Raw genomic sequence first — 21,591 nt, forward strand, 5'->3', positions numbered from 1 at the left:
AGTCCCCAGGTGAGTGACACGCAGGCCGCCCCCACCCCGAATCCGTCGGGGTCCCGCCCCGGCGAGACCAACGAATCAGTCGAGGCCGTCACCGCCGTGGTGCGCGAAGCGCTCGGTCGTGACGCCGACTGGGCGGCACTGGCCTCGGCCGGTCTGCTGTCGCTGGCCGTCCCCGAGGAGTACGACGGTGAGGGGCTCGGGTTGGCCGAGACCGCCGTGTTGCTGCGCGAGACCGGCGCGAAGGCGCTCCACCTGCCGGTGTGGGAGACGCTGGCGTGCGGCGTACCCACGATCGCCGAGCACGGCAGCGACGACCAGCGTCAGGCGTGGTTGCCGGGTGTCGCCAGTGGCGCCACGATCCTGACTCCCGCGCTGCGCGAGGCCGGACGAGCGTGGACCGACGCTCCCGCCACCACCTTCAGCGATGGTGTGGTCTCCGGCCGCAAGATCGCAGTGGGCTATGCGGGCACCGCGTCGCGACTCCTCGTCACAGCCATGTCCGGCAGCGACCCGGTGGTGGTCCTGGTGGACCCCGCCGGACCCGGAGTGACCCTGCTCGAGTCCGACTCCTCCTCGGGCCTGACGAGCCACACGGTCGTACTGGACGCTGCGCCCGGCGAGGCGCTCGGCCAGGGCGCTTCGCAGACCCTGCTCGAGCACGCCACGGCCGGCCTGGTCGTTCTGGCCTCGGGGCTGGTGACCGGGGCGCGCGACCTGACCGCGGCCTACATCAAGGAACGCACCCAGTTCGGTCGTTCGCTGGCTCAGTTCCAGGCGGTGGCCATGCAGATGGCCGACGTCTACATCACCTCGCGCACCCTTGACCTGGCCGCCGACAACGCCGTGTGGCGGGTCACCGAGGGGCTGCCCTGCGCCGACGACCTCGCTGTCGCGGCGCACTGGGCCTGTGCCCAGGCGGTTCCGGCCCTGCGGACCTGTCACCACCTGCACGGCGGAATGGGGGTGGATGAGACCTACCCGCTCCACCACTACTTCTCGTGGGTCACCGACATCACGCACACTCTCGACGCTCTGGCCGAATCTGTGTCCGTAGAAGACCCGGCGGCCAAGAACCTCGAGTTGACCGCCGAGCAGCGTGCGCTGAAGGCCGAACTCCGGGAGTACTTCCACGGTCTGGCCGACGACGACGCCCACGAGGACATGGGCAAGGACCGGCACGGGCCGACGTACCAGAAGACCGTGCGGCAGATGGGCGCCGACGGATGGATGGGGATCGGCTGGCCGAAGGAGTACGGCGGTCACGGGCTCGGCGAGATCGAGCAGACCATCTTCGCCAACGAGGCGCAGCACGCGGACGTCCACCTACCGGCGGTCACGCTGCAGACGGTCGGCCCCACGTTGATCCGTTACGGCACCGAGAAGCAGAAGGACCTGTTCTTGAAGCGGATCCTCGAGGGTGACGTGCACTTCGCCATCGGGTACTCCGAAGCGGATGCGGGAACCGATCTCGCCGCGCTACGCACCACCGCCAAGCGTGACGGTGACCACTACATCGTCAACGGCCAGAAGATGTGGACCACCGGTGGACATCAGGCCGACTACCTCTGGCTCGCGGTGCGCACCGATCCCGATGCACCGAAACACAAGGGCATCTCGATCCTCATCGTGGACACGACCGACCCGGGGTACACCTGGACGCCGATCATCACCGCGGACGGGTCCCACCACGTCAACGCGACCTACTTCAACGACGTCCGGGTGCCCGTCGACATGTTGGTCGGCGAGGAGAACCAGGGGTGGAAGTTGATCACCACCCAGTTGAACCACGAGCGCGTGATGCTCGGACCGGCCGGACGGATCGAGGGCCTGCGCGATCGTGTGGCCGAATGGGCGAGCAAGGCAGGTGCTCTCGACCAGCCCGACGTCCGCGCCGCGATGGGTCGCGTGACGGCGGCGTTCCGCATCAACGAGCTGTTGAACTGGGAAGTGGCTCGGGCCGGCGCGACCGGTGAGGTCTCCGTCGGCGATGCATCGTCGTCCAAGGTCTTCGCTGCCGATCAGGTCCAACACCTGGCGGCGGAGTTGGTGGGCATCGTGCACCGTTACGGCGATCCGTCCGAGGCGGCGACCCGACACCTGATGAGCTACCTGGACGCCCAGGCCAAGCGGAACCTCGTGCTGACCTTCGGCGGCGGCGTCCAAGAGGTGCAACGCGAACTGATCGGCATGTTCGGTCTGGGAATGCCGAGGGTTCCGCGATGAGTGACACAGCGACCCATGACCTGATCATGGCCGAGGCCGAGCGGATCAAGGGGTTCGGCGAGGCGGCAGAACGGTGGGCCCGCGACGAGGTCAACCAGCCGACGATCAACAACTGGGTCGAGGCGATGGGTTACGACAACCCGCGCTGGCACGCCGGCGAGGCGCCGCCCTCGATGGCCCAGGTCTGGACGATGTACGGCCAGGGCGGCAAACCACCCGCCGATGACCCGTTGCACGGGATGATGAAGGTGCTGACCGACTCCGGCTACACCGCCGTGCTGGGCACCAACTGCGAGCAGACCTACGCGCGCACCCTCAAGCTGGGGGAGCGGGTTCGGGTGACCACCGCCCTCGATTCGGTGGTGGGTCCCAAGACCACCGGTATGGGGGTCGGCTACTTCGTGACCTCTCGCAACACCTGGTACGTCGACAACCCCGGCGGCGACAGCGAGGTCGTCGCGACGATGTTGTTCCGGGTCCTGAAGTTCATCCCCACCCGGGGGGCTCCGCCCCCCGAACGGGAAGACGCGGAGGTCGCTGCGCTCCCCGCACCCTCTGTTCCGTCGAACCAGGCTCGCTCCGCTCGCGGTTCGACGGGTTCGTCGTGATCCGCCCGATGATCGGCCGCGACTCGGCGTTCTTCTGGGAGGGCACCGCTGCCGGTGAGCTCCGCATCCAGGTCTGCAACGCCTGCGGTGAGAAGCGCTTCCCGCCCGGTCCGGCCTGCCCCGACTGTGGGGCGCTCGACCGCGGCTACGAGGTGGCGACGGGCAAGGGAACGGTTTTCTCCTTTGTCGTGCACCGCCATCCCCCGGTCCCCGGCAAGGAACTGCCGATCGTGATCGCATTGCTCGACCTCGAGGAGGGCGTGCGGATGGTCGGCGAGGTCGTGGACGTGAGCGACGAAGAGATCGAGATCGGTATGCCGTTGCGGGTCGACTTCAACCGGGTCGACGAAGAACTGACCCTGCCTATCTGGAGGAAAGCATGAACGTCGGAGATCAGATCCCCGCGTGGGAGGTGCCGCTCACGCCCACATTGATCGTGAGCACCGCCATCGCCACCCGCGACTTCCAGGACGTCCACCACGACCGGGACATCGCCCAGGCGGCCGGGTCCAAGGACATCTTCGTCAACATCCTGACCTCCACCGGTCTGGCCGAGCGCTTCGTCGTGGACTGGGCCGGTCCGCAGACCGATGTCCGTGGGGTGGCGATCCGACTCGGCGCACCGGCGTACCCCTATGACACGTTGAGCTTCACCGGCGAGGTGGCCTCGATCCAGGATGGTCTCGCGACCATCCAGGTGACCGGGGCGGTCTCCTTGGGCAATCACGTCACCGGCACCGTCACGGTGGCCCTGCCGTGAGCACCTTGAGCGGCGAGGCCGCCATAGTCGGGATCGGCGCAACCGAGTTCTCCAAGGCCTCCGGTCGTTCGGAGCTGCAGCTCTCGGTCGAGGCGATCCAGCACGCGCTGGCCGACTGCGGGCTGACTCCGGCTGACGTCGACGGATTGACGACATTCACGATGGACACCTCCAGCGAGATCGCGGTCGCACGGGAGCTGGGGATCGGCGAGCTCCGGTTCTTCAGCCGGATCAACTACGGCGGGGGAGCGGCCTGCGCCACCGTGCAGCAGGCGGCCATGGCGGTCGCGACCGGCGTGGCCGACGTCGTGGTCTGTTACCGAGGCTTCAACGAGCGTTCGGAGAGCCGCTTCGGTCAGGTGTCGGTCGCCGCAGCGACGCAGGTGAACACCAACGGGTTGGACAACGCCTGGACCTACCCTCTGGGGTTGGGCACGCCAGCGGCGACGGTGGCTATGCAGGCTCGTCGCTACATGCACGAGTACGGCGCCACCTCGGCGGACTTCGGCGCTGTAGCGGTCGCCGACCGGCGGCACGCGGCAACGAACCCCAACGCGTTCTTCTACGACAAGCCCATCACGATCGAGGACCACCAGGCCTCGCGGATGATCGTGGACCCCCTACATCTGCTGGACTGCTGTCAGGAGAGCGACGGTGCGGTGGCGATGGTCATCGTCTCGGCCGAGCGGGCCAAGGATCTCAAGCAGAAGCCGGCCCTGATCGCGGCGGCTGCACAGGGGAGTGGTCGCGATCAGTTCGTGATGACGTCCTACTACCGCGACGACATCGGCATCCCCGAGATGGGTGTGGTCGGGCGTGAGCTGTGGCGGCAATCAGGGCTGACTCCCGCTGACATGCCGATGGCGATCCTCTACGACCACTTCACGCCCTACGTCCTCATGCAGTTGGAGGAACTCGGGTTCTGCGGCCGCGGCGAAGCCCCCGACTTCATCGCCAACGGGGCCATCGAGATCGGTGGGCGACTTCCGCTGAACACCCACGGTGGGCAACTCGGCGAGGCCTACATCCACGGCATGAACGGCATCGCCGAGGGCGTGCGCCAGATCCGGGGTACGTCGGTCAACCCGGTCGAGGCTGCAGCGTCATCGCACGTGTTGGTGACGGCGGGCACCGGGGTGCCGACCAGCGGGATCATCCTCTCGGCGTAGGCGGACCTACGGTGAGACCGTCAGTCGACGGGCTCTGCCGGTGGTTCCTCGTGTCGCCGGGCGATCCCGGCCCGCTCCGCCGCCCCGTCCGCGAGAGCCGTCCCGGCGCCGTCGTACAGACCGAAGACGGAGTCGACCTGGCCGAGCATCTCGCGGGCCTCGTCGTCGTGTTGGGCCACCGCGGCCACGGTTCCGGCGAAGTGGTGGTCCTTCAGGAAGCGCATCGCCGTCAGGTTCGAGCCGTGGAACGGCATCGCGAGGATGGCCAGGTCCACGTCGCCGGTGCGGGTCAGGCGGTGCCACAGTTCCGGATCGAGGGCGTCACCCTCGATGACCTCGAAGCCGAGGTCCCGTAGGTCTGCGGCGCGATCTTCGCGGCTCTCGATCCCGATGACGCGTAGGTGGTACTCGTCCTCCAGCTGGTGGTACGCCGCCTGCCCGACCCGGCCCATGCCCAGGACGACCGCATCGGCGTGCGCGACGTCGATGGTTCTGTCGTGCGGTTGCAGGTGCTCGGCCTCCTGACGGGGGAACCGCCGCTCGGCCAGTGCCACCAGACGCTCCCACTGGCGGTTGACGAGGGTGGAGAGGAGGAAACCACCGGCGACCGTCGTGGCCAGGACCACGAGCCAGTCGTCGTCCACCAGATCCGAGGTCGCGGCGAGGGCGACAACGATGAGTCCGAACTCGGAGTAGTTGCCCAGCACCGCTCCCGCCTTGACCGAGGTGCGGTGGCGCATGCCGCGCCACCTCAGCAGGGCCACGAATCCCAAGGACTTCAGCGGCACGAGCAACAGCAGCAACCCGGACAGGGCCAGGTCGCCCGCGGTAGGAAGGCCGGTGAAGCCGATGGACAGGAAGAACCCGATCAGCAACAGTTCCTTGACCGAGAACAGGGTCTTGGACAACTCCGCCGAACGGGGCTCGGGTGCCAACAACAGGCCGATGACGAGCGCACCGAGATCTCCCTTCAACCCGACCTGCTCGAACAACGCGTATCCGGGGCCCAGGGCCAGCGCGACCCCGAACAGCGGGATGAGCTCACCGTGTCCCAGGTTGCGCAGGACCCGGCGGGCCGGCCATGCGGCAGGCAGGAGCAGAAACAGGAGCAGGGCCCAGGGGCTGGGCGCCTCACCCTTGGCGACGGTGAGGAACACGACCGCGAAGATGTCCTGGATGATCAGGATGCCGACCGCCGTGCGGCCGAACGCGGACTGCGTCGCGCTCTGGTCGTCCAGTGCCTTGACGACCAGCACCGTACTGGAGAAGGACAGCGCGAACCCGATGATGAGCAACGAGCGCCAGTCCTGATCGGCCAACAACCCGGCGGCGACGACTGCGATCACCGACAGGTAGGCCCAGGCCAGGGCGGTGAACAGGCTCAGGTGCACCACCGTGGTCATCCAGACCTCGCGACGAGCGAGGACCCGCACGTCGATCTTCAGTCCGATGCCGAACAGCAGGAGCGCCACCCCGAGGTCAGCGACGGTCTCGAGGCCCTCCAGTTCGGGGACGCCCGCTGCGTTGAGCGCGAAGCCCGCGACGAGGAAACCGACGAGCGGGGGCAGCCGCACCTGAGAGGCGATCAACCCGGCGGCCAGTGCGGCCATCAGGGCAAGACTCAACTGCGACATGGGGACACGCTATTGCTCGAACCCGTTGACCCGATGCCCCCACCCGAACGGAGTCGGTCAGGTGCAGGTCAGTTCCCGGTCAGTTCCCGGTCAGTTCCCGGTCAGTTCGAGGTGGGGAGCCGCCAGTCCGGACGCGGGAAATGGCAGGTGTACCCGTGGGGGATGCGCTCCAGGTAGTCCTGGTGCTCCGGCTCGGCCTCCCAGAAGTCGCCCACCGGGGTGACCTCGGTGACGACCTCGCCGGGCCACAGGCCGGAGGCGTTGACGTCCTGGATGGTCTCGAGGGCGACGGCCTTCTGCTCGTCGTCGACGTAGAAGATCGCCGACCGGTAGCTGTCGCCGATGTCGTTGCCCTGCTGGTCGTGGGTCGAGGGGTCGTGGATCTGGAAGAAGAACTCCAACAGTTCGCGGTAGGACGTCTCGTCCGGGTCGAACTCGATCTCGATCGCCTCCGCGTGACCGGCATGGTTACGGTACGTCGCGTTCTCGGCGGTGCCACCGGTGTAGCCGACACGGGTCGTGATGACACCGGCCTGTTGCCGGATCAGGTCCTGCATTCCCCAGAAGCAGCCGCCGGCCAGCACGGCACGTTGGTCAACGGTCATCAGTCTTCTCCTCCGAGCGGGTGGTTGAGACGCCGCAGCCTGGACATCTCGCCGTGGCGTTCACGTCCTACAACCAGCCAGGGGGCTCGGATGTTCCGGTCGCGGAAATCCTCGCTCTCGGCGGCTCAGCCGCTGGGTTCCAGCACGAGAGGTAACCCGGCGAGGCGGAAGAGGTGCGGTTCGAACCAGCCGACGACGTCGTTGATCAGACCGTCGGCCCCGACCTGCAGGGCCTGGAGTTGGAAGGCCTCCCACTGACGTCCCTTGCGTAGGTACATCCCCACCCCGGGGCCACCGTTGAGACGGGTGGTCCGGAACCGCAGATCTCCGGGCTCGTTGGCCGGGCAGTGGGTCCAGGACAACACCGCCGCTGCGCGGGAACCGTGGTACCACCTGTCGAAGGGGGGCATCTGCCAGGTGGTGTCCTCTGCGAGCGCCGCGACCACCGCGTCGAAGTCGTGTCGCTCGAAGGCGTCGACGAACGCCGCGACCGCCTTCGATTCGACCCTCTCATCGACCGCCGCGGGCTCGGTCAGCCCGTCCCCGATCGTGGCGCGACCCCGCTGCAGCGCAGAGTTCACCGATGCGACCGACGTCTGCAACGTCTCGGCGACCTCGGCTGCACTGAGTCCCATGACTTCCTTCAACAGCAGGACCGCCCGCTGGTTGGGTGGCAGATCCTGCAGCGCCGCCGTCCAGGCCAGGGTCACGTTCTCCCGGCCGAGCAGCTCCTCCTCCGGGCTGGGCGCGGCGCTCTGCCACAGGACGGCATCGGGCAGCGGCTCGAGCCAGGACACCTCCGGGCGCGGCGCGATGGGAGCCTGCGGGTCACCCGCCGGGGCACCCAGGCCGGTGGGCAGGACCCGCTTCGAGGCGGACGACAACGCGTTGAGACAGGCGTTGGTGGCGATGCGATACATCCACGTGCGGATCGACGAACGGCCATCGAAGTCGTGGAAGGCCCGCCACGCCCGCAGATAGGTCTCCTGCACCTGGTCCTCGGCATCGACCGCGGAGCCCATCATGCGGTAGCAGTGCGCCAACAACTCTCGCCGCAACGGCGTCGTCGCGGCCTCGAAGTCCGTCTCCATTGTTTGCTCCCCGCTTCCCGATTGGTGAGTGCTGATTGCCGGTTGCTGATCAGCCGAAGGCCCCCGCCGTACGCGCCTTGTCGACGTCCATCCACATGATCTCCCAGATGTGACCGTCGAGGTCGGTGTACGAACGGCCGTACATGAAGTCACCGTGCTCCTCCTTGCGGATCTGGTGACCTCCGCATTCGACCGCTCGGTCGACGATGGCGTCAACCTCCTCGCGGCTTTCGCACGAGAGACAGGTCAGCACCTCGTGGTGGCCCTCCGAGGCGACCTGCTCGTCGTGGAACCGTCCGAAGAACTCGGTCTGCAGCAACATGGCGTAGTGGTTCGGACCGAGTTCGAGGGCCAGCGCCTCCTCGTTGCACATCTCCTCGTTGAAGCCGTAGCCCAGTGCGGTGAAGAAGTCGCGGCTGCGCTGAGGGTCGGCCACGGGGAGGTTGACGAAGATCATCTGGTGGGTGCGGGTCTGGACGGTCGAGGTGGTCATGGCGCTCTCCTTGGATGGGTACGACGCCCCGTGGCGTCGTCGTCAGAGGTATCGACCGGCACCACCACCGAATCTCATCGGTCCACCCGTAGCCTTCTGCCGTGCCCACGATCGCCTCGGTCCACATCGCCAAAGCGACCCGCCTACCGATGCGAGCGGTCGACGCCGTGGAGATCGAGGCCGGTACGGGCATCGTGGGCGACCGTTACCACGGCACCAAGCACCGGCACGTGACGATCCAGAGCGCCGAGTCCATCACCGAGGCGATCGAGATCTTCGGTCGGGACATCCCTGTCGCGCTCACGCGCCGCAACCTGACGGTCTCCGAGGGTGTGGTTCCCCGCGACCCCGGGGCAAGGATCAGGATCGGCGACGTACTGCTCGAAGTGGTGCGGGTCGCGGCGCCGTGCAAACTCCTCGACGACACCATCGGACCGGGCGCGCAGGGTGCACTACGTCGACGGGCCGGATCGGTCTGTCGGGTCCTCGAGGGTGGGTTCGTCGCCGTCGGGGACCCGGTCGAACTCTGAGGCGGTTCAGGCAGCGCGGAGCTTCTCCGCGAAGAAGGCGAGGACCCGGTCGACTCCCTCCTGCTGCCGGTGTTCGGTGACGGTCGAGTGCTGCTTGCCGGGCCATTCGACCTTGATGAAGGCGTCGCCGATCTCGTCAGTGAGGGTCTGGAAACGGGTGCCGACCGCCGAGTCGCCGGTGAACCGGAGACCCAGGACCTGGCACCCGGCCGCCGCTCGGTTCTTGACCGCCGAGAGATCGGCCGGTGAGAGGTTCAGGTCGGCCGACCGGTCCTTGCCGATACTGAACGGCACCGAGGGCTGACACAGGACAGGGGCGGCCACGGACTCGTCGACCATCATGGCCAGGGCGAATCCGCCGGTGAAGCACATCCCGAGTGCGCCCACCCCCGGGCCGCCCAACTCGCCGTGCAGTTCGCGGGCCAGGCTGCGCAGCCAATCGGCCATCGGCGTGGTCTCGCGAGTCGCGAGTTTGGTGAACTCCTTACTGATGCACACCTTCGGCAGCACCTTCGCGATCGCGCCCGGGCCGAACGGGGCCTCCGGGGTTCCGAACAGGCTGGGCATCACCACGGTGTAGCCGGCCGCCACCACCTCCTCGCCGAAGCCGATCACCTTGTCGGTGAGACCGGGGATCTCGTGGATGACGATGACCCCGGGGCCGGAGCCCTTGCGATAGATCGGGAACGTCTTGCCGTCGGCGGTGTGCTCGGACGCGGTCCAGGAGGCGAGGAGGCTCATGGGCCGAGAGTAGTGACGCCGCGGCTACCGTGGTGCCATGTCCGACCGAGTCGTTCGACTGGTGTTGCCCCATCAGCTCTTCGAGTCACATCTCGACGCCGATTCCTCGACCGTCTTCGTACTCGTCGAGCACGATCTGATGTTCCGCCAGTACCGCTTCCACACCCAGAAGCTGGTCCTGCACCGGGCCAGCATGAAGCGTTTCGCAGCCCGTCTTGCCGACGGCGGCTTCGAGGTCGAGTACGTCGAGACCGACGGTCGGACCAGCAGTCGCGCCGCTGTCGCGAAGGTCCTGCAACGCCTCGATCCGACGCGCGTCACGGCGTACGACGTGGTCGACGACTGGCTCGGTCAGGACCTCCGGGGCGCACTGGCTGACGTCGGGATCGAACTGCGTGCGGACGACGTCCTGGAATCGCCGAACTTCCTGACAACCCGGCGGCAGTTGGCCGACTTCTTCGAGGGCTCCGCCCGCCCCCGGATGAAGACGTTCTACACCTGGCAGCGACGTCGCCTCGAGGTGCTGGTCGAAGACGGCGAACCCGTCGGAGGGCAGTGGTCCTTCGACGAGGACAACCGCAAGAAGCTCCCCAAGCACCACCTCGTCCCCGAGCCGCTCACCCACGAACGACACCCCGAGGTCACCGACGCCATCGCGTGGGTCAAGCGCGCATTCCCGGACAACCCGGGCAATCCCGACGCCTTCGCCTGGCCCACCAGCCACGCGGAGGCGGAGGCGGGTCTCGAGGACTTCCTGGCCACCCGCTTCCACGAGTTCGGTCCCTACGAGGACGCGTTGTCGGTCTCGCAGCCCTTCGTCTTCCATTCGCTGCTGACTCCGGGCCTCAACATCGGCCTCATCTCACCGCTTCGGATCCTGCGCCGCTCGCTCGAGGTGGGTGAGCGGGACGACGTACCCCTGGCGTCGTTGGAGGGTTTCGTCCGGCAGATCATCGGCTGGCGTGAATACATGCGCGCGACCTACGTCCACCACGGTCGCGCGATGCGCACCCGCAACCGGCTCGACCACGGCCGCCCGCTGAGTGAGGGGTGGTGGACCGCGAAGACCGGTTTGGCGCCGATCGACCACGTGCTCGAACGCGTGTTGGAGCACGGCTACGCCCATCACATCGAGCGACTGATGGTCCTGGGCAACGCGATGTCCCTGCTCCGGGTGGACCCCGACGAGGTCTACGAGTGGTTCATGGAGATGTTCGTGGACGCCTACGACTGGGTGATGGTCCCGAATGTCTACGCGATGTCGCAGTTCGCGGCAGGTGAGGCCATCACGACCAAGCCGTACGTCTCCGGCAGCAACTACCTGAAGAAGATGAGCGACTACGGCTCAGCCGGGTGGGGGAGCGACTGGGCGGCGGACTGGGACGCCCTCTACTGGACCTTCGTGCGCGACCACGAGGACGTGTTCCGGAGCAATCACCGCTCCTCGATGATCGCCAGCCTCTACGACAACATGGCCCCGGAGAAGAAGGCGACCCACGCCCGCCGGGCCAACCGTTGGCTCGCCTAGCGTCTCGGATCTAGCCTCTCGGGTCTGCTCAGTGCTCCCGAAGTCTCAGCGCGGCAGCTCCCGCCAACCGGTGGACCTCCCAGGCGAAGGACCTCGTAGCTGGAGCCTCGGGAGAAGATCCAGCCAGCACCGCGTCCACCACGACCCGCTCCCGATCGAGCACTTCGTCACGGGCCCAGTGAGCGGCAGCACTGCCTCGTAGCACCGCGCCCCGGACGGCGGTGTGCAGGACGAAGCTCAGGTCGAGGACGAGCTCCACCCGAAACGCGGGATCGCGCAACAACTCGGGGTGCTCCTCGATCTCCTCGGCGCGGAATCTGACGAGACCGACGGCCTCGGCCCGCAGGACGCGGCCGTCGACCTCGTGGAGGACGTCCCGGGGCGGTGGGCCCAGCAGCGTCGTGGCTTCGTCGCGGAACTGCCACCGACGATGAGCGGTGTTGTCGTGGGGTGAGGACATCAGCTCCCGGCTGCCCGGACTGACCCGCAACCAGGAGCGTCCCAGGCTCATCGGACTGCGCAGGTCGGCGACCGGGGCGTAGCTGCCCTCGAGCGTCTCCGACGCGATGGTGCGGTGGAGGCCGCGCAGGGAATCCTCACCGGCGCGCTCCACCCGGGACCGGGTCACGCCCAGGAAGGCCGACTCCGACGCGAGGACGTAGAGCCCGACAGCGTTGTCGCCCAATGCGGCCGTGAAACCTTCGACCAATGCGGCGAAAGCCTCGTCGTGGTCCATCCCGAGATCTTCCCACCTGCTCGCCACTAGGCTCGACGCTGTGAGCGACCTTCCTGATCTGACCGGCGACGAGCAGCGGGTGCTCGGCAGCCTCCTGGAGAAGGAGGTGACCGTGCCCGGCAGCTACCCGATGTCGGTCAATGCGGTCCGCACCGCCTGCAACCAGTCCAGCAGTCGGGAGCCGGTCGTCGAGTACGACGAGCGGCACGTGCACGACACCCTGCGGTCGCTGAAGGAGAAGGATCTCGTCGCCGTGACCTGGTCCGACACCGGTCGGCGCACCATGAAGTACGTCCAGACCATCGCCGTGCGCCTCGACCTTGCCCCGGACGAGCGGGCGCTGCTCACGGTGCTCATGCTGCGTGGGGCGCAGGCGCCGGGTGCACTGAAGTCCCGAACCGAGCGGTTGCACACGTTCGGCGACCGGGAGGAGGTGGCGGCGTGCCTGGCCCGAATGGCGGCCCGTGAAGCGCCCCTGGTCGCCGAGCAGCCCAAGCGACCGCGCGAGCAGGACCACCGCTGGGTGCATCTCCTCGGAGCGGTCGAGGAGCCGACCGCGTCGAACGACCCGATCGCCGACGAGCGGGAGAACGTGCTCCGCGACGGAGAGGAGGCCCGCACCGAACGGGTCCGTCACAGCATGGACGCGATTGCCGCGCCGTACGCCGAGAAGTTCTCCGACGAGTTCGAGGTCGGACTGCCCTTCGAGCGGTGGCTTCTGGATCGGGTCGCGGCGGAGGCCGCTGGTGGACCGATCGTCGAGGTGGGTTGCGGGCCCGGCCACGTGACGGCGTACCTGGCCGCTGCGGGCGCGCAGGCCAGTGGCCTCGACCTCTCACCCGCCATGATCGAGCAGGCACGGCGCCGCCATCCCGGGCTGACCTTCGAGATCGGCGACCTGCGTCGCCTCATGCGGCCGGTGACCAGTGAGGGCTGGTCGGCGGTGGTCGCGTGGTACTCACTGATCTACCTGGCCGCCTCCGAACTGCCGGCGGCCGTCGCGGCGTTGGTCCGTCCCCTGGCCTCGGGCGGGACGCTGGTCGTCGCCGCGCATGCGGGCTCCGGCGTACTCCACGCGGACTCGTGGCTCGACACCGACATCGACCTCGACGTCGTCCAGCACGAGGTCCCTGAGGTCGTCGCCGCCATGGAGGCCGCGGGACTCATCGACATCGAGTGGTACCAACGCGGTGCGATGACCCGACACGGTGAGAACTCCGACCGGGCCTTCGTCCTGGGACGCACCCCGTGATCGCGCGGTGGGCCGCGTCGGTGGCGATGGTGCTCGCCGCAGCGGCGGTGATCGGCGCGGACCCGGGGGTCAGCGCCGTCTTCTTCGGTGGGGCGCTTCTGGTGTTCGCCTTCGGACTCTCACCCTTGCCGTTCCCCCGTTCCCCGGGTGACCGGGCCGGTCAGGAGGCCGCGCAACGCGGAGTCCCCGCGATCTACTGGCGTCCGGGGTGTTCGTTCTGCCTACGGCTGCGTGTGTCGCTGGGGCTGTCCGGTCGCGGCGCCGTCTGGGTCGACATCTCTCGGGACGCCGATGCGGCGGCTCGGGTCCGTAGCGTCAACGCCGGCAACGAGACGGTGCCGACGGTGTTCCTCGGCGAGGAGACCCGCACCAATCCCGACCCGTCCTGGGTCAGGTCCCGCCTCCCCGTCTAACCACGAAGTCCGCCAAATGGCCCCGCGAAGTTCGTCAGATGGGGACGCGAAGTCCGGAAGATGGGGACGCGAGATCGCGCCCGTTCCCATTCGCCGAACTTCGGCGCCCCAATTGGCGAACTTCGTGAGGGATCAGGCGAGGGTGAGGACGCAGTCGGCCAGAACCGGTGCACCATCGCGGGTGTCGTCCGGGCTGTTGCCGGCCACCGTCGCCGTGGCGATGATCTGACCGTTCTCCTGCCAACCGCGGACCCGGATCGTTTCCCCGGGGAAGATCACCCCGGCGAACTTCGCGCCGAAGCCGGACACTCGGGTCGCGTCGCCGTCGAGCAGGGCATCGGTGAGTTCGCGCAGCACGATGCCGTAGGAGCACAACCCGTGCAGGATCGGGGCCGGAAAGCCCGCAGCCTTCGCGAACTCCGGGTCGGCGTGCAGGGGGTTCCGGTCGCCACACAGGCGGTAGAGCATCGCCTGCTGGGGGGTGACGGCGTACGTCGTCTCGGTGTCGGGTGCGCGGTCGGGGACCTCGACGGGAACCGCTGATCCCCGGTCACCGCCCCAACCGCCTTCACCCTTGACGAAGATCGAGGAGCGAACGGTCCACAACTCGGTGCCGGAGGCGTCGGTAGCGACTCCTTCCTGCCAGATGACCGCGGCCTTGCCCTTGTCCCAGATCTGACTGATCCGGGTGCTCACCGTCGCGGTGCCCGACGTGGGCAACGGACCGGCGAGGCTGATCGACTGCGAACCGTGCACGACCTGAGCGAGATTGATGTCGCAGCCCGGGAGGTCCAGCGGCGGGGGATCGGTCTCGTGGAAGGAGGGCGCGACGACGCCGAAGCTGGGCAGCACTTGGAGGTTCGGACCGTCCAGGGTGTAGGCGAGGGCCGTGGGGGAGAGGTTGTCCCCGGGACGGGCGCCGGCTCCGATCCCGAGGTGGTAGAGCAGGACGTCGCTCTGGTTCCAGGAGAACTCGACGCTGCCGAGGTCGGCGCCGACGGCGACGTGAGGATCGATGGGCATCAGGTGGTCTCCTTGACTGGCGTGCTGGCGATGTCCTGGGCGGCGAGGTAGCCGAAGGTCAACGCCGGACCGATGGTCGCACCGGGGCCGGCGTAGGTCCGCCCCATCACCGCGGCCGAACAGTTTCCTGCGGCGTACAGGCCCTCGAGCACGGAACCGTCCTCACGCAGCACCCGGGCCCTCTCGTCAGTGACGAGCCCGCCCTTGGTGCCCAGGTCTCCCGGAACGATCTTCACCGCGTAGAACGGTCCCTCGTCGATGGTGTTCAAGGAGGGATTGGGCTTGACCCGGGGGTCGGCGTAGTAGCGGTCGTACGCGCTCTCTCCCCGGTGGAAGTCCTCGTCGACGCCACTGCGGGCGAAGCCGTTGAAGCGTCCGAGCGTCTGGGTCAGGACCTCGGACGGTACGTCGATCTCTCCCGCGAGCTCTGCGATCGTGGCGGCCTTCTTGACGACCCCGTGCTTGTACCAGCGTCCGGGGAAGGGCTGTCGCGGGCTGAGGCCCGCGAAGAGATACCGGTTGCGATAGCGCTGATCGATGATCATCCAGGAGGGGACGTGGCCCACGCCTGTCGCCTCACCCTTGTAGATCTCGTGCACGGCCTCGACGTAGGGCAGCGCCTCGTTCATGTAGCGCCGACCGTCCTGGTTGACGATCAGCGAGCCCGGCAGGTTGCGCTCGGCCAGGCAGAACCAGGGTCCCCGGGGCAGCGGGATCGAGGGACCCCACCACGAGTCGTCGAGCAGCGCGGTGTCGGCCCCGGCGCTGATGCCGGCGACGAGTCCGGCGCCGGTGTTGAACTCGGAGGCCGTGGACCAGTCGATCGAGGTCGGCTTGGGCTGGTACTTCTCCCGCAGCTCGAGATTCTTCTCGAACCCACCGCTGCCGAGGATGACTCCCCGGCGCGCCCGCACGACCTGCTCCTGGCCGTCGCGGCGCACCCGGACTCCGACCACACGCCCGTCTTCGATCACGAGGTCGGCCAGTTCGGTGTCGTAGTGGACCGGAACCTTCGCGTCGATCAGACCCTTGCGCAGGCCGATGGCGATGGCGTTTCCCATGGCGTACATCTTCTGGCCGCGCATCAAACTCACGAACCGCTTCAGACCGGCTCTCATGAGGGTCAACGGACCACGGAACGTGCGGAGACCGAGGCTGATCTTGCGGTAGTCGGCCTGCGTGATGATCAGGTTGGCGGGCGCGTTCATGTACTGCGGGTGCAGGCGGCCCAGCTCCTCGCCCAGGAACCGGCAGTCCATGGGGATCGGCTCGACGCTGCGGCCCTTGACCCGGCCGCCGGGCGCCTCGGGGTGGTAGTCGGCGTAGTCGGGCACCCACGTGAAGCGCAGGGGTGTGCGTTGTTTGATGAAGTCCATGACCTCGACGCCGCGGTCCAGGAAGGTGTCGCGGTTCAGCTTCGGCGAGGTGTCCCCGACGATGGCGTCGAGGTACTGCTTCGACAGCGCCGGGTCATCACTTTGGCCGGCGGCGACCAGCGCGTAGTTGTTGGGAATCCACACCCCGCCCCCGCTGCGCGCCGTGGTGCCACCGAAGTAGCCGCTCTTTTCGACGAGGATCGTGTCGAGGCCCGCAACCGCCGAGGACAGGGCGGCGGTCATCCCGGCACCACCTGCGCCCACGACGACCACGTCCACCTCGCTGGGTAGGGGCGATGGAGGGTTGCTCATGAGACAAAACTGTAACAGGTTCTACTTCAGTGAGACCCGTTCTGGCGCCGAACTGAAACACGTTCTATGGTGACGACCGTGACCTCCCAGGACGCCCGCCCCGCCATCAGCGCCGCCGTCGAGCGGCTGTCCGCTGCCGCCGACACCCGGGTTCCGTGTGCCGCCGTGCGTGACCTCATCGGCACCGACGACCTCGACGCGGCGTACGCCGTGCAACAGGGTCTGGTGCAGGCGCGGATCTCGCGCGGCTCACGAGTGGTCGGACGCAAGATCGGCGCGACCTCGAAGGCCGTGCAGGACCAACTCGGCGTGGATCAGCCGGACTTCGGCTACCTCCTGCACGACATGGACGTCAGCGACCAGAACCCGATCTCGATGGGCACCCTCGTCCAGCCACGGGTCGAGGCGGAGGTCGCTTTCGTGTTGTCGCGTGATGTCGCCCCCGAGACCGAGGAACAGATCACGCTCGACTTCGTCCGGGACGCGGTTGACGTCGCGTTCGCCGCCTTGGAGATCGTCGACTCGCGCATCGAGGCCTGGGACATCGGGTTCACCGACACCGTCGCCGACAACGCGTCCAGTGGCCTCTACGTCGTGGGCACCCAGGGGCGCCCGTTGACGGAGGTCGAACCCCGTGAGGTCGAGATGTCGCTGTCGATCAACGGGGAGGAGCGTTCCTCCGGGAACGGCGCCGCCTGCCTCGGTGATCCGCTCGAGGCCCTGCGCTGGCTCGCGGTCCAGGCCTACCGATTCGGCGACCCCCTGCGCGCCGGTCACCTGATTTTGTCCGGGGCCCTAGGCCCGTTCGTACCCTTCGCCCCGGGTGACCGGGTCGAGGCGACGATCAGTGGGTTCGACCCCCTGCACGTCGAGTTCAAGGAGTAGAACCCATGCCCACCAAACTGACTGCGGCCATCGTCGGCCCCGGCAACATCGGCACCGATCTGATGTACAAACTGCTGCGCTCCAGTGTGGTCGAGCCACGGTGGATGATCGGCGTCGATCCCTCCAGTGAGGGACTGCGACTGGCCTCCGAGTCGGGCCTGGAGTCCTCCCACGAGGGAGTGGATTGGCTGCTCAAGCAGGACGTCCTGCCCGACCTGATCTTCGAGGCGACCTCGGCCTACGTGCACCGCGAGTACGCCCCCCGCTACGCCGAGGCGGGCATCCGAGCCATCGACCTCACCCCGGCCGCCGTCGGCCCCGCGGTCATCCCGCCGGTCAACGGCGAGGAGCACGTGGGCGCGATGAACGTCAACATGATCACCTGCGGCGGTCAGGCCACGATCCCGATGGTCGCCGCAGTCACCCGGGCCGCAGGGCCCCAGGGCGTGTCGTATGCCGAGATCGTCGCGTCCGTCTCCTCCATGTCGGCCGGACCCGGAACCCGCGCGAACATCGACGAGTTCACCCGGACCACGGCCGCGGGAGTCGAGACCATCGGCGGCGCCCGCCAGGGCAAGGCCATCATCATCCTCAACCCCGCCGACCCGCCGATGATCATGCGCGACACGATCTTCTGCGCCGTCGACCCGGACGCGGACCGCGAGGCGATCATCGCGTCGGTCTTCGAGATGGAGAAGGCGGTCCAGGAGTACGTCCCCGGCTACCGACTGCTGCAACCCCCGCAGATCGACGACCCCTCACCTGCGACCCGTGGCCAGATGAAGGTCTCGGTCTTCGTCGAGGTCGAAGGGGCCGGCGACTTCCTGCCGCCGTACGCCGGCAACCTCGACATCATGACCGCTGCCGCCGCCCGCGTCGGGGACAGCATCGCCCGCTCGCAAGGCGCTGGTTGAGGTGCGAGGAGCGCTAGCGACGAGCCTCGAAACCACCACCGGAAGGCACTCACATGACCACTGAACGCAACGCCCTGGCCCGCACCTGGAAACAGACCCACGGCGGTGACCTCGATCTGCGGCTCACCGACACCTGCCTGCGCGACGGGTCTCACCACAAGCGCCACCAGTTCACCGCCCAGGAGGTCCACGACATCGTCGAGGCCCTGGACACCTCCGGGATCCCGGTCATCGAGGTGGCCCATGGCGACGGGCTGGGCGGATCGTCGTTCAACTACGGGTTCTCCCGCACCCCCGAACAGGAACTGATCCGGATCGCCGCGGAGACGGCGAAGCAGGCCAAGATCGCCTTCCTGATGTTGCCCGGAGTCGGCACGAAGGACGACATCCGTGCCGCGCAGGACAACGGGGGACAGATCTGCCGGATCGCCACCCACTGCACCGAGGCCGACACCTCGATCCAACACTTCGGCCTCGCCCGGGAGCTCGGCCTGGAGACCGTCGGGTTCTTGATGATGAGCCACACCCAGCCTCCCGAGGTGCTCGCCAAGCAGGCCCGGATCATGGTCGACGCGGGTTGTCAGTGCGTCTACGTCGTGGACTCCGCCGGTGCTTTGATCATGGAGCAGACCGCGGATCGAGTCTCCGCGGTGGTGGCCGAGATCGGCGACGTGGCCACGGTGGGCTTCCACGGACACGAGAACCTCGGCCTCGGCGTGGCCAACACCATCATCGCCGCCAAGGCCGGCGCCACCCAGATCGACGGATCGGTACGCCGCTTCGGTGCCGGTGCGGGCAATACGCCGCTGGAGGCCTTCATCGGGGTCTGCGACAAGCTCGGCTGGAACACCGGCGTGGACTTCCTGCAGATCGTCGACGCCTCCGAGGACGTCATCCGACCGGTCATGCCGGAGGAGTGCAAGCTCGACCGGATGACCCTGATGATGGGGTACGCCGGGGTCTACTCCTCGTTCCTCAAGCACGCCGGGAATGCCGCGGATCGGTACGGCGTCTCCGGTGCGCAGATCCTGCTGGAGGCCGGGCGGCGCAAGCTGATCGGTGGCCAGGAGGACCAGCTCATCGACATCGCGCTGATGCTGAAGGCCCAGCAGGACCAGTAGCCGGGTCTAGACGCGACCGGGTGGGTGGTGGCCTGCGACGAAGCCCACCAGACCCTGGATGGGGACCCGCCCCACCAGCGTGTCTCCGTGATCGGCGCCGCGGATCTGCTGTAGGTCGACCTGCGGGTCGCGCCCGCGCTCGACCCGTCGGGCGAACTCGCGGACGATGGCGGGGTTGCTGACGTGGTCCTCGGTGCCGTAGTAGATCCGGATCGGTACGCCGTCGAAACTGCGACGGCCCTCGCGGCCGCCGTGTCGTACGCCGGCCTGGATCAACGGACTGTGCTGCTTGCCGTAGCGGCGGTTGCTGTAGCCCCCCGGATACCGTTGATCGACCCGGAAGCCCTTTCGGCTCAGGTCGAGCAGGTCGAGGGCGGGTTGGAGGGCGACCACGGAGCGCACGCGTCCCGGGTAGCGCCCGGCGAAGGACAGCACGGCGCCCGCGCCCATCGAACTGCCCAGCAGAGTGACGGGGCCGTTCCTGGCCAGGTGGCGGCGAGCCGCGTCGATCACCTCGGCGATGTAGCGGTGGTTCTGGTCGTTGCCCCAGAGGCTGCCGCCGAAGTCCGCGACGGCCACGCAGTACCCGTTCGCGGCGATCCGTCGCAGCAGCCGACCCATGCCCGGCAGAGCCAGGTCGTCGCGAGCCAGGGACCCGGCGCCGTGGTGGTAGACCACCAGGGGGAGTCGTTGGCCGCGCCGCAGACCGGACGGGACGACGTAGACGACCTCTCCCTGTCCGGGCAGGGAGTCTCGCCGCTGCCGCACCGTGCCGGAGTACGCCGGCGCCGACAGTGCGGTGACCCCGGCGGTGACCCCGACGGTCAGGCCCGCACCGGCCACCAACCCGCGGCGGGAGAGGTGGATCCGGGGTGTGGTGTGCACCCGCGGGAGGGTATCCCAGGCGGGTCGTTCGGGTGGTCGGGTGGCACCCGAGTGGGCCGCGACGTGGTGCGAAACGAGAACGTGTTCTAGTATTGAGCCAGTTGCCACCCATAAGGAGACTTCTGATGTCCCAAGCCGTGCTCGAAGGCGTTCGTGACCTGCTTCCCTCCCTGCGCGAACGCGCGGACGAAGCCGAGCGTCTCCGCGTCGTACCCGACGCCAACATCAAGGAACTCGAGGAGACCGGCTTCTTCCGGCTGCTCCAGCCCAAGCGCTTCGACGGTTTCGAGGCGGACCCGATCGACTTCTACACCGCAGTGCGCGACATCGCCAGCGCGTGCGGCTCCACCGGCTGGGTATCCAGCGTCGTCGGGGTGCACCCCTGGCAGGTGGCGCTCTTCTCCGACGAGGCCCAGCAGGCCGTTTGGGGTGAGGACACCTCGGCGCGGCTGAGCTCGTCCTACGCCCCCACCGGGAAGGCGCAGCTCGCCGAGGGCGGCTTCATGCTTTCCGGGAAGTGGAGCTTCAGCTCCGGCAGCGATCACTGCAGCTGGGTGCTGCTCGGTGGCCTGGTCTTCAACGACGACGGCAACGTCGTGGACTTCCGCACCTTCATGGTGCCCCGGGACAAGTACGAGATCCTCGACGTCTGGAACGTCGTGGGCCTGCGCGGCACCGGCTCCAACGACATCGTCGTGGACAACGTGTTCATCCCCGAGGCCTTCACCCTGTCGATGGGGGAGACCGGCGCGTGCCGCGGACCCGGGCAGGAGCAGAACACCTCGGACCTCTACAAGCTGCCCTTCCACTCGATCTTCACCGGCACCATCACCACCCCGATCATCGGGATGGCGATGGGCGCCTACGCCGAACACGTCGAGATGCAGAAGCAGCGCTCGCGGGCGGCGTACCTCGGGGAGAAGGCGTCCCTGGACCCGTTCGCCGCCGTACGCATCGCCCGGGCCTCGGCCGAGATCGATGCTGCGTGGACGATGCTCGTGGCCAACATCCGTGAGGAGCAGTCGCACGTCGCGAAGGGCGAGAAGATTCCACTCCGGTTGCGTCTGAAGGTCCGTCGTGACCAGGTCATCGGATCCCAGCGAGGCATCGACGCGATCGACGAACTCTTCGAGGCCTCCGGTGGTCGGGCCCTGGCCGAGGGCACCTACCTCCAACGCGCCTGGCGCGACGCCCACGCCGGTCGGGTGCACGCCGCCAACGACCCCGAACGGGCACTGCAGATGTTCGGCGCCCACGAGTTCGGCCACAAGGTCGACCCCGGGATGTACTGA

General features: G+C 67.9%; 22 protein-coding genes. 13 read left to right on the top strand and 9 right to left on the bottom strand.

The window, feature by feature from the left end; translation table 11 throughout:
• Window positions 1-9 precede the first annotated feature (9 nt).
• From ACYVLV_RS05325 to ACYVLV_RS05345, 5 genes are read left to right on the top strand one after another with little or no spacing between them, the layout of a single operon-like run.
• Entirely contained in the window at window positions 10-2,223 is a 2,214-nt protein-coding gene (locus ACYVLV_RS05325) for an acyl-CoA dehydrogenase (RefSeq protein ID WP_460808248.1), read from the top strand.
• On the top strand, window positions 2,220-2,831 hold the full coding sequence (locus tag ACYVLV_RS05330) for an FAS1-like dehydratase domain-containing protein (protein ID WP_460808249.1): 612 nt from the start codon (window positions 2,220-2,222) through the stop codon (window positions 2,829-2,831). Before ACYVLV_RS05325 ends, ACYVLV_RS05330 begins: the two co-directional genes overlap by 4 nt.
• Window positions 2,828-3,214, top strand: coding sequence for a Zn-ribbon domain-containing OB-fold protein (locus ACYVLV_RS05335; protein WP_460808250.1), 387 nt, complete (start codon window positions 2,828-2,830; stop codon window positions 3,212-3,214). The genes ACYVLV_RS05330 and ACYVLV_RS05335 overlap by 4 nt, the downstream gene beginning before the upstream one ends.
• Window positions 3,211-3,591, top strand: a complete 381-nt coding sequence (locus ACYVLV_RS05340) for a MaoC family dehydratase (RefSeq protein ID WP_460808251.1) — start codon at window positions 3,211-3,213, stop codon at window positions 3,589-3,591. The genes ACYVLV_RS05335 and ACYVLV_RS05340 overlap by 4 nt, the downstream gene beginning before the upstream one ends.
• Window positions 3,588-4,760 carry a lipid-transfer protein gene (locus tag ACYVLV_RS05345; RefSeq protein WP_460808252.1) on the top strand — a complete coding sequence of 391 codons (1,173 nt, stop codon included), beginning with the start codon at window positions 3,588-3,590 and terminating at the stop codon, window positions 4,758-4,760. The genes ACYVLV_RS05340 and ACYVLV_RS05345 overlap by 4 nt, the downstream gene beginning before the upstream one ends.
• A 20-nt stretch (window positions 4,761-4,780) precedes the next feature.
• Here the strand turns inward: ACYVLV_RS05345 and ACYVLV_RS05350 are convergent, their stop codons facing one another.
• The 4 genes from ACYVLV_RS05350 to ACYVLV_RS05365 form a co-directional block, all read right to left on the bottom strand.
• A complete protein-coding gene (locus ACYVLV_RS05350; protein WP_460808253.1) occupies window positions 4,781-6,394 on the bottom strand; it encodes a cation:proton antiporter domain-containing protein in 1,614 nt (537 codons plus the stop codon).
• Window positions 6,395-6,495: 101 nt separating this feature from the next.
• A complete protein-coding gene (msrA, locus tag ACYVLV_RS05355) occupies window positions 6,496-6,999 on the bottom strand; it encodes a peptide-methionine (S)-S-oxide reductase MsrA (RefSeq protein ID WP_460808255.1) in 504 nt (167 codons plus the stop codon).
• Window positions 7,000-7,124: 125 nt separating this feature from the next.
• Window positions 7,125-8,243 (bottom strand): RNA polymerase subunit sigma-70, encoded by a 1,119-nt coding sequence (locus ACYVLV_RS05360; RefSeq protein WP_460808256.1) that lies wholly within the window; start codon window positions 8,241-8,243, stop codon window positions 7,125-7,127.
• A complete protein-coding gene (locus tag ACYVLV_RS05365) occupies window positions 8,140-8,583 on the bottom strand; it encodes a VOC family protein (protein WP_460808259.1) in 444 nt (147 codons plus the stop codon). Before ACYVLV_RS05365 ends, ACYVLV_RS05360 begins: the two co-directional genes overlap by 104 nt.
• 101 nt (window positions 8,584-8,684) lie before the next feature.
• Between ACYVLV_RS05365 and ACYVLV_RS05370 the strand changes: the two genes are divergently transcribed.
• Window positions 8,685-9,113 (top strand): MOSC domain-containing protein, encoded by a 429-nt coding sequence (locus ACYVLV_RS05370; RefSeq protein WP_460808261.1) that lies wholly within the window; start codon window positions 8,685-8,687, stop codon window positions 9,111-9,113.
• A 6-nt stretch (window positions 9,114-9,119) separates the two neighbouring features.
• On the opposite strand, the gene ACYVLV_RS05375 is transcribed toward ACYVLV_RS05370, so the two are convergent.
• Entirely contained in the window at window positions 9,120-9,854 is a 735-nt protein-coding gene (locus ACYVLV_RS05375) for a dienelactone hydrolase family protein (protein ID WP_460808263.1), read from the bottom strand.
• 37 nt (window positions 9,855-9,891) lie between these two features.
• On the opposite strand from ACYVLV_RS05375, the gene ACYVLV_RS05380 reads away from it, so the two are divergent.
• Complete coding sequence (locus ACYVLV_RS05380; RefSeq protein ID WP_460808264.1) at window positions 9,892-11,382, top strand: cryptochrome/photolyase family protein; 1,491 nt, start codon at window positions 9,892-9,894, stop codon at window positions 11,380-11,382.
• 28 nt (window positions 11,383-11,410) lie between these two features.
• Here ACYVLV_RS05380 and ACYVLV_RS05385 read toward each other — a convergent pair whose 3' ends face one another.
• A complete protein-coding gene (locus ACYVLV_RS05385) occupies window positions 11,411-12,118 on the bottom strand; it encodes a hypothetical protein (RefSeq protein ID WP_460808266.1) in 708 nt (235 codons plus the stop codon).
• Between the two features lie 40 nt (window positions 12,119-12,158).
• On the opposite strand from ACYVLV_RS05385, the gene ACYVLV_RS05390 reads away from it, so the two are divergent.
• Both ACYVLV_RS05390 and ACYVLV_RS05395 read left to right on the top strand, forming a co-directional pair.
• The gene (locus ACYVLV_RS05390; protein WP_460808269.1) at window positions 12,159-13,370 is read left to right on the top strand and encodes a DUF480 domain-containing protein; all 1,212 of its coding nucleotides are present in this window, start codon (window positions 12,159-12,161) and stop codon (window positions 13,368-13,370) included.
• The gene (locus ACYVLV_RS05395) at window positions 13,367-13,783 is read left to right on the top strand and encodes a glutaredoxin domain-containing protein (RefSeq protein WP_460808271.1); all 417 of its coding nucleotides are present in this window, start codon (window positions 13,367-13,369) and stop codon (window positions 13,781-13,783) included. Before ACYVLV_RS05390 ends, ACYVLV_RS05395 begins: the two co-directional genes overlap by 4 nt.
• Before the next feature lie 132 nt (window positions 13,784-13,915).
• Here the strand turns inward: ACYVLV_RS05395 and ACYVLV_RS05400 are convergent, their stop codons facing one another.
• A complete protein-coding gene (locus ACYVLV_RS05400; RefSeq protein WP_460808272.1) occupies window positions 13,916-14,806 on the bottom strand; it encodes a MaoC/PaaZ C-terminal domain-containing protein in 891 nt (296 codons plus the stop codon).
• Window positions 14,806-16,494, bottom strand: a complete 1,689-nt coding sequence (gene kstD, locus ACYVLV_RS05405) for a 3-oxosteroid 1-dehydrogenase (protein WP_460808276.1) — start codon at window positions 16,492-16,494, stop codon at window positions 14,806-14,808. Before kstD ends, ACYVLV_RS05400 begins: the two co-directional genes overlap by 1 nt.
• A gap of 78 nt (window positions 16,495-16,572) precedes the next feature.
• Between kstD and ACYVLV_RS05410 the strand changes: the two genes are divergently transcribed.
• Genes ACYVLV_RS05410 through dmpG form a run of 3 tightly spaced genes read left to right on the top strand, consistent with a single transcriptional unit; the run spans window position 16,573 to window position 19,414 of the window.
• Complete coding sequence (locus ACYVLV_RS05410) at window positions 16,573-17,379, top strand: 2-keto-4-pentenoate hydratase (protein ID WP_460808278.1); 807 nt, start codon at window positions 16,573-16,575, stop codon at window positions 17,377-17,379.
• Between the two features lie 5 nt (window positions 17,380-17,384).
• Entirely contained in the window at window positions 17,385-18,293 is a 909-nt protein-coding gene (locus tag ACYVLV_RS05415) for an acetaldehyde dehydrogenase (acetylating) (protein ID WP_460808279.1), read from the top strand.
• Window positions 18,294-18,346: 53 nt separating this feature from the next.
• Window positions 18,347-19,414 (top strand): 4-hydroxy-2-oxovalerate aldolase, encoded by a 1,068-nt coding sequence (dmpG, locus tag ACYVLV_RS05420; protein ID WP_460808280.1) that lies wholly within the window; start codon window positions 18,347-18,349, stop codon window positions 19,412-19,414.
• Between the two features lie 6 nt (window positions 19,415-19,420).
• Here the strand turns inward: dmpG and ACYVLV_RS05425 are convergent, their stop codons facing one another.
• Window positions 19,421-20,299, bottom strand: a complete 879-nt coding sequence (locus ACYVLV_RS05425; RefSeq protein ID WP_460808281.1) for an alpha/beta hydrolase family protein — start codon at window positions 20,297-20,299, stop codon at window positions 19,421-19,423.
• Between the two features lie 125 nt (window positions 20,300-20,424).
• On the opposite strand from ACYVLV_RS05425, the gene hsaA reads away from it, so the two are divergent.
• The gene (hsaA, locus tag ACYVLV_RS05430) at window positions 20,425-21,591 is read left to right on the top strand and encodes a 3-hydroxy-9,10-secoandrosta-1,3,5(10)-triene-9,17-dione monooxygenase oxygenase subunit (RefSeq protein ID WP_460808283.1); all 1,167 of its coding nucleotides are present in this window, start codon (window positions 20,425-20,427) and stop codon (window positions 21,589-21,591) included.

It is taken from the genome of Nocardioides salsibiostraticola (genome assembly GCF_054783655.1).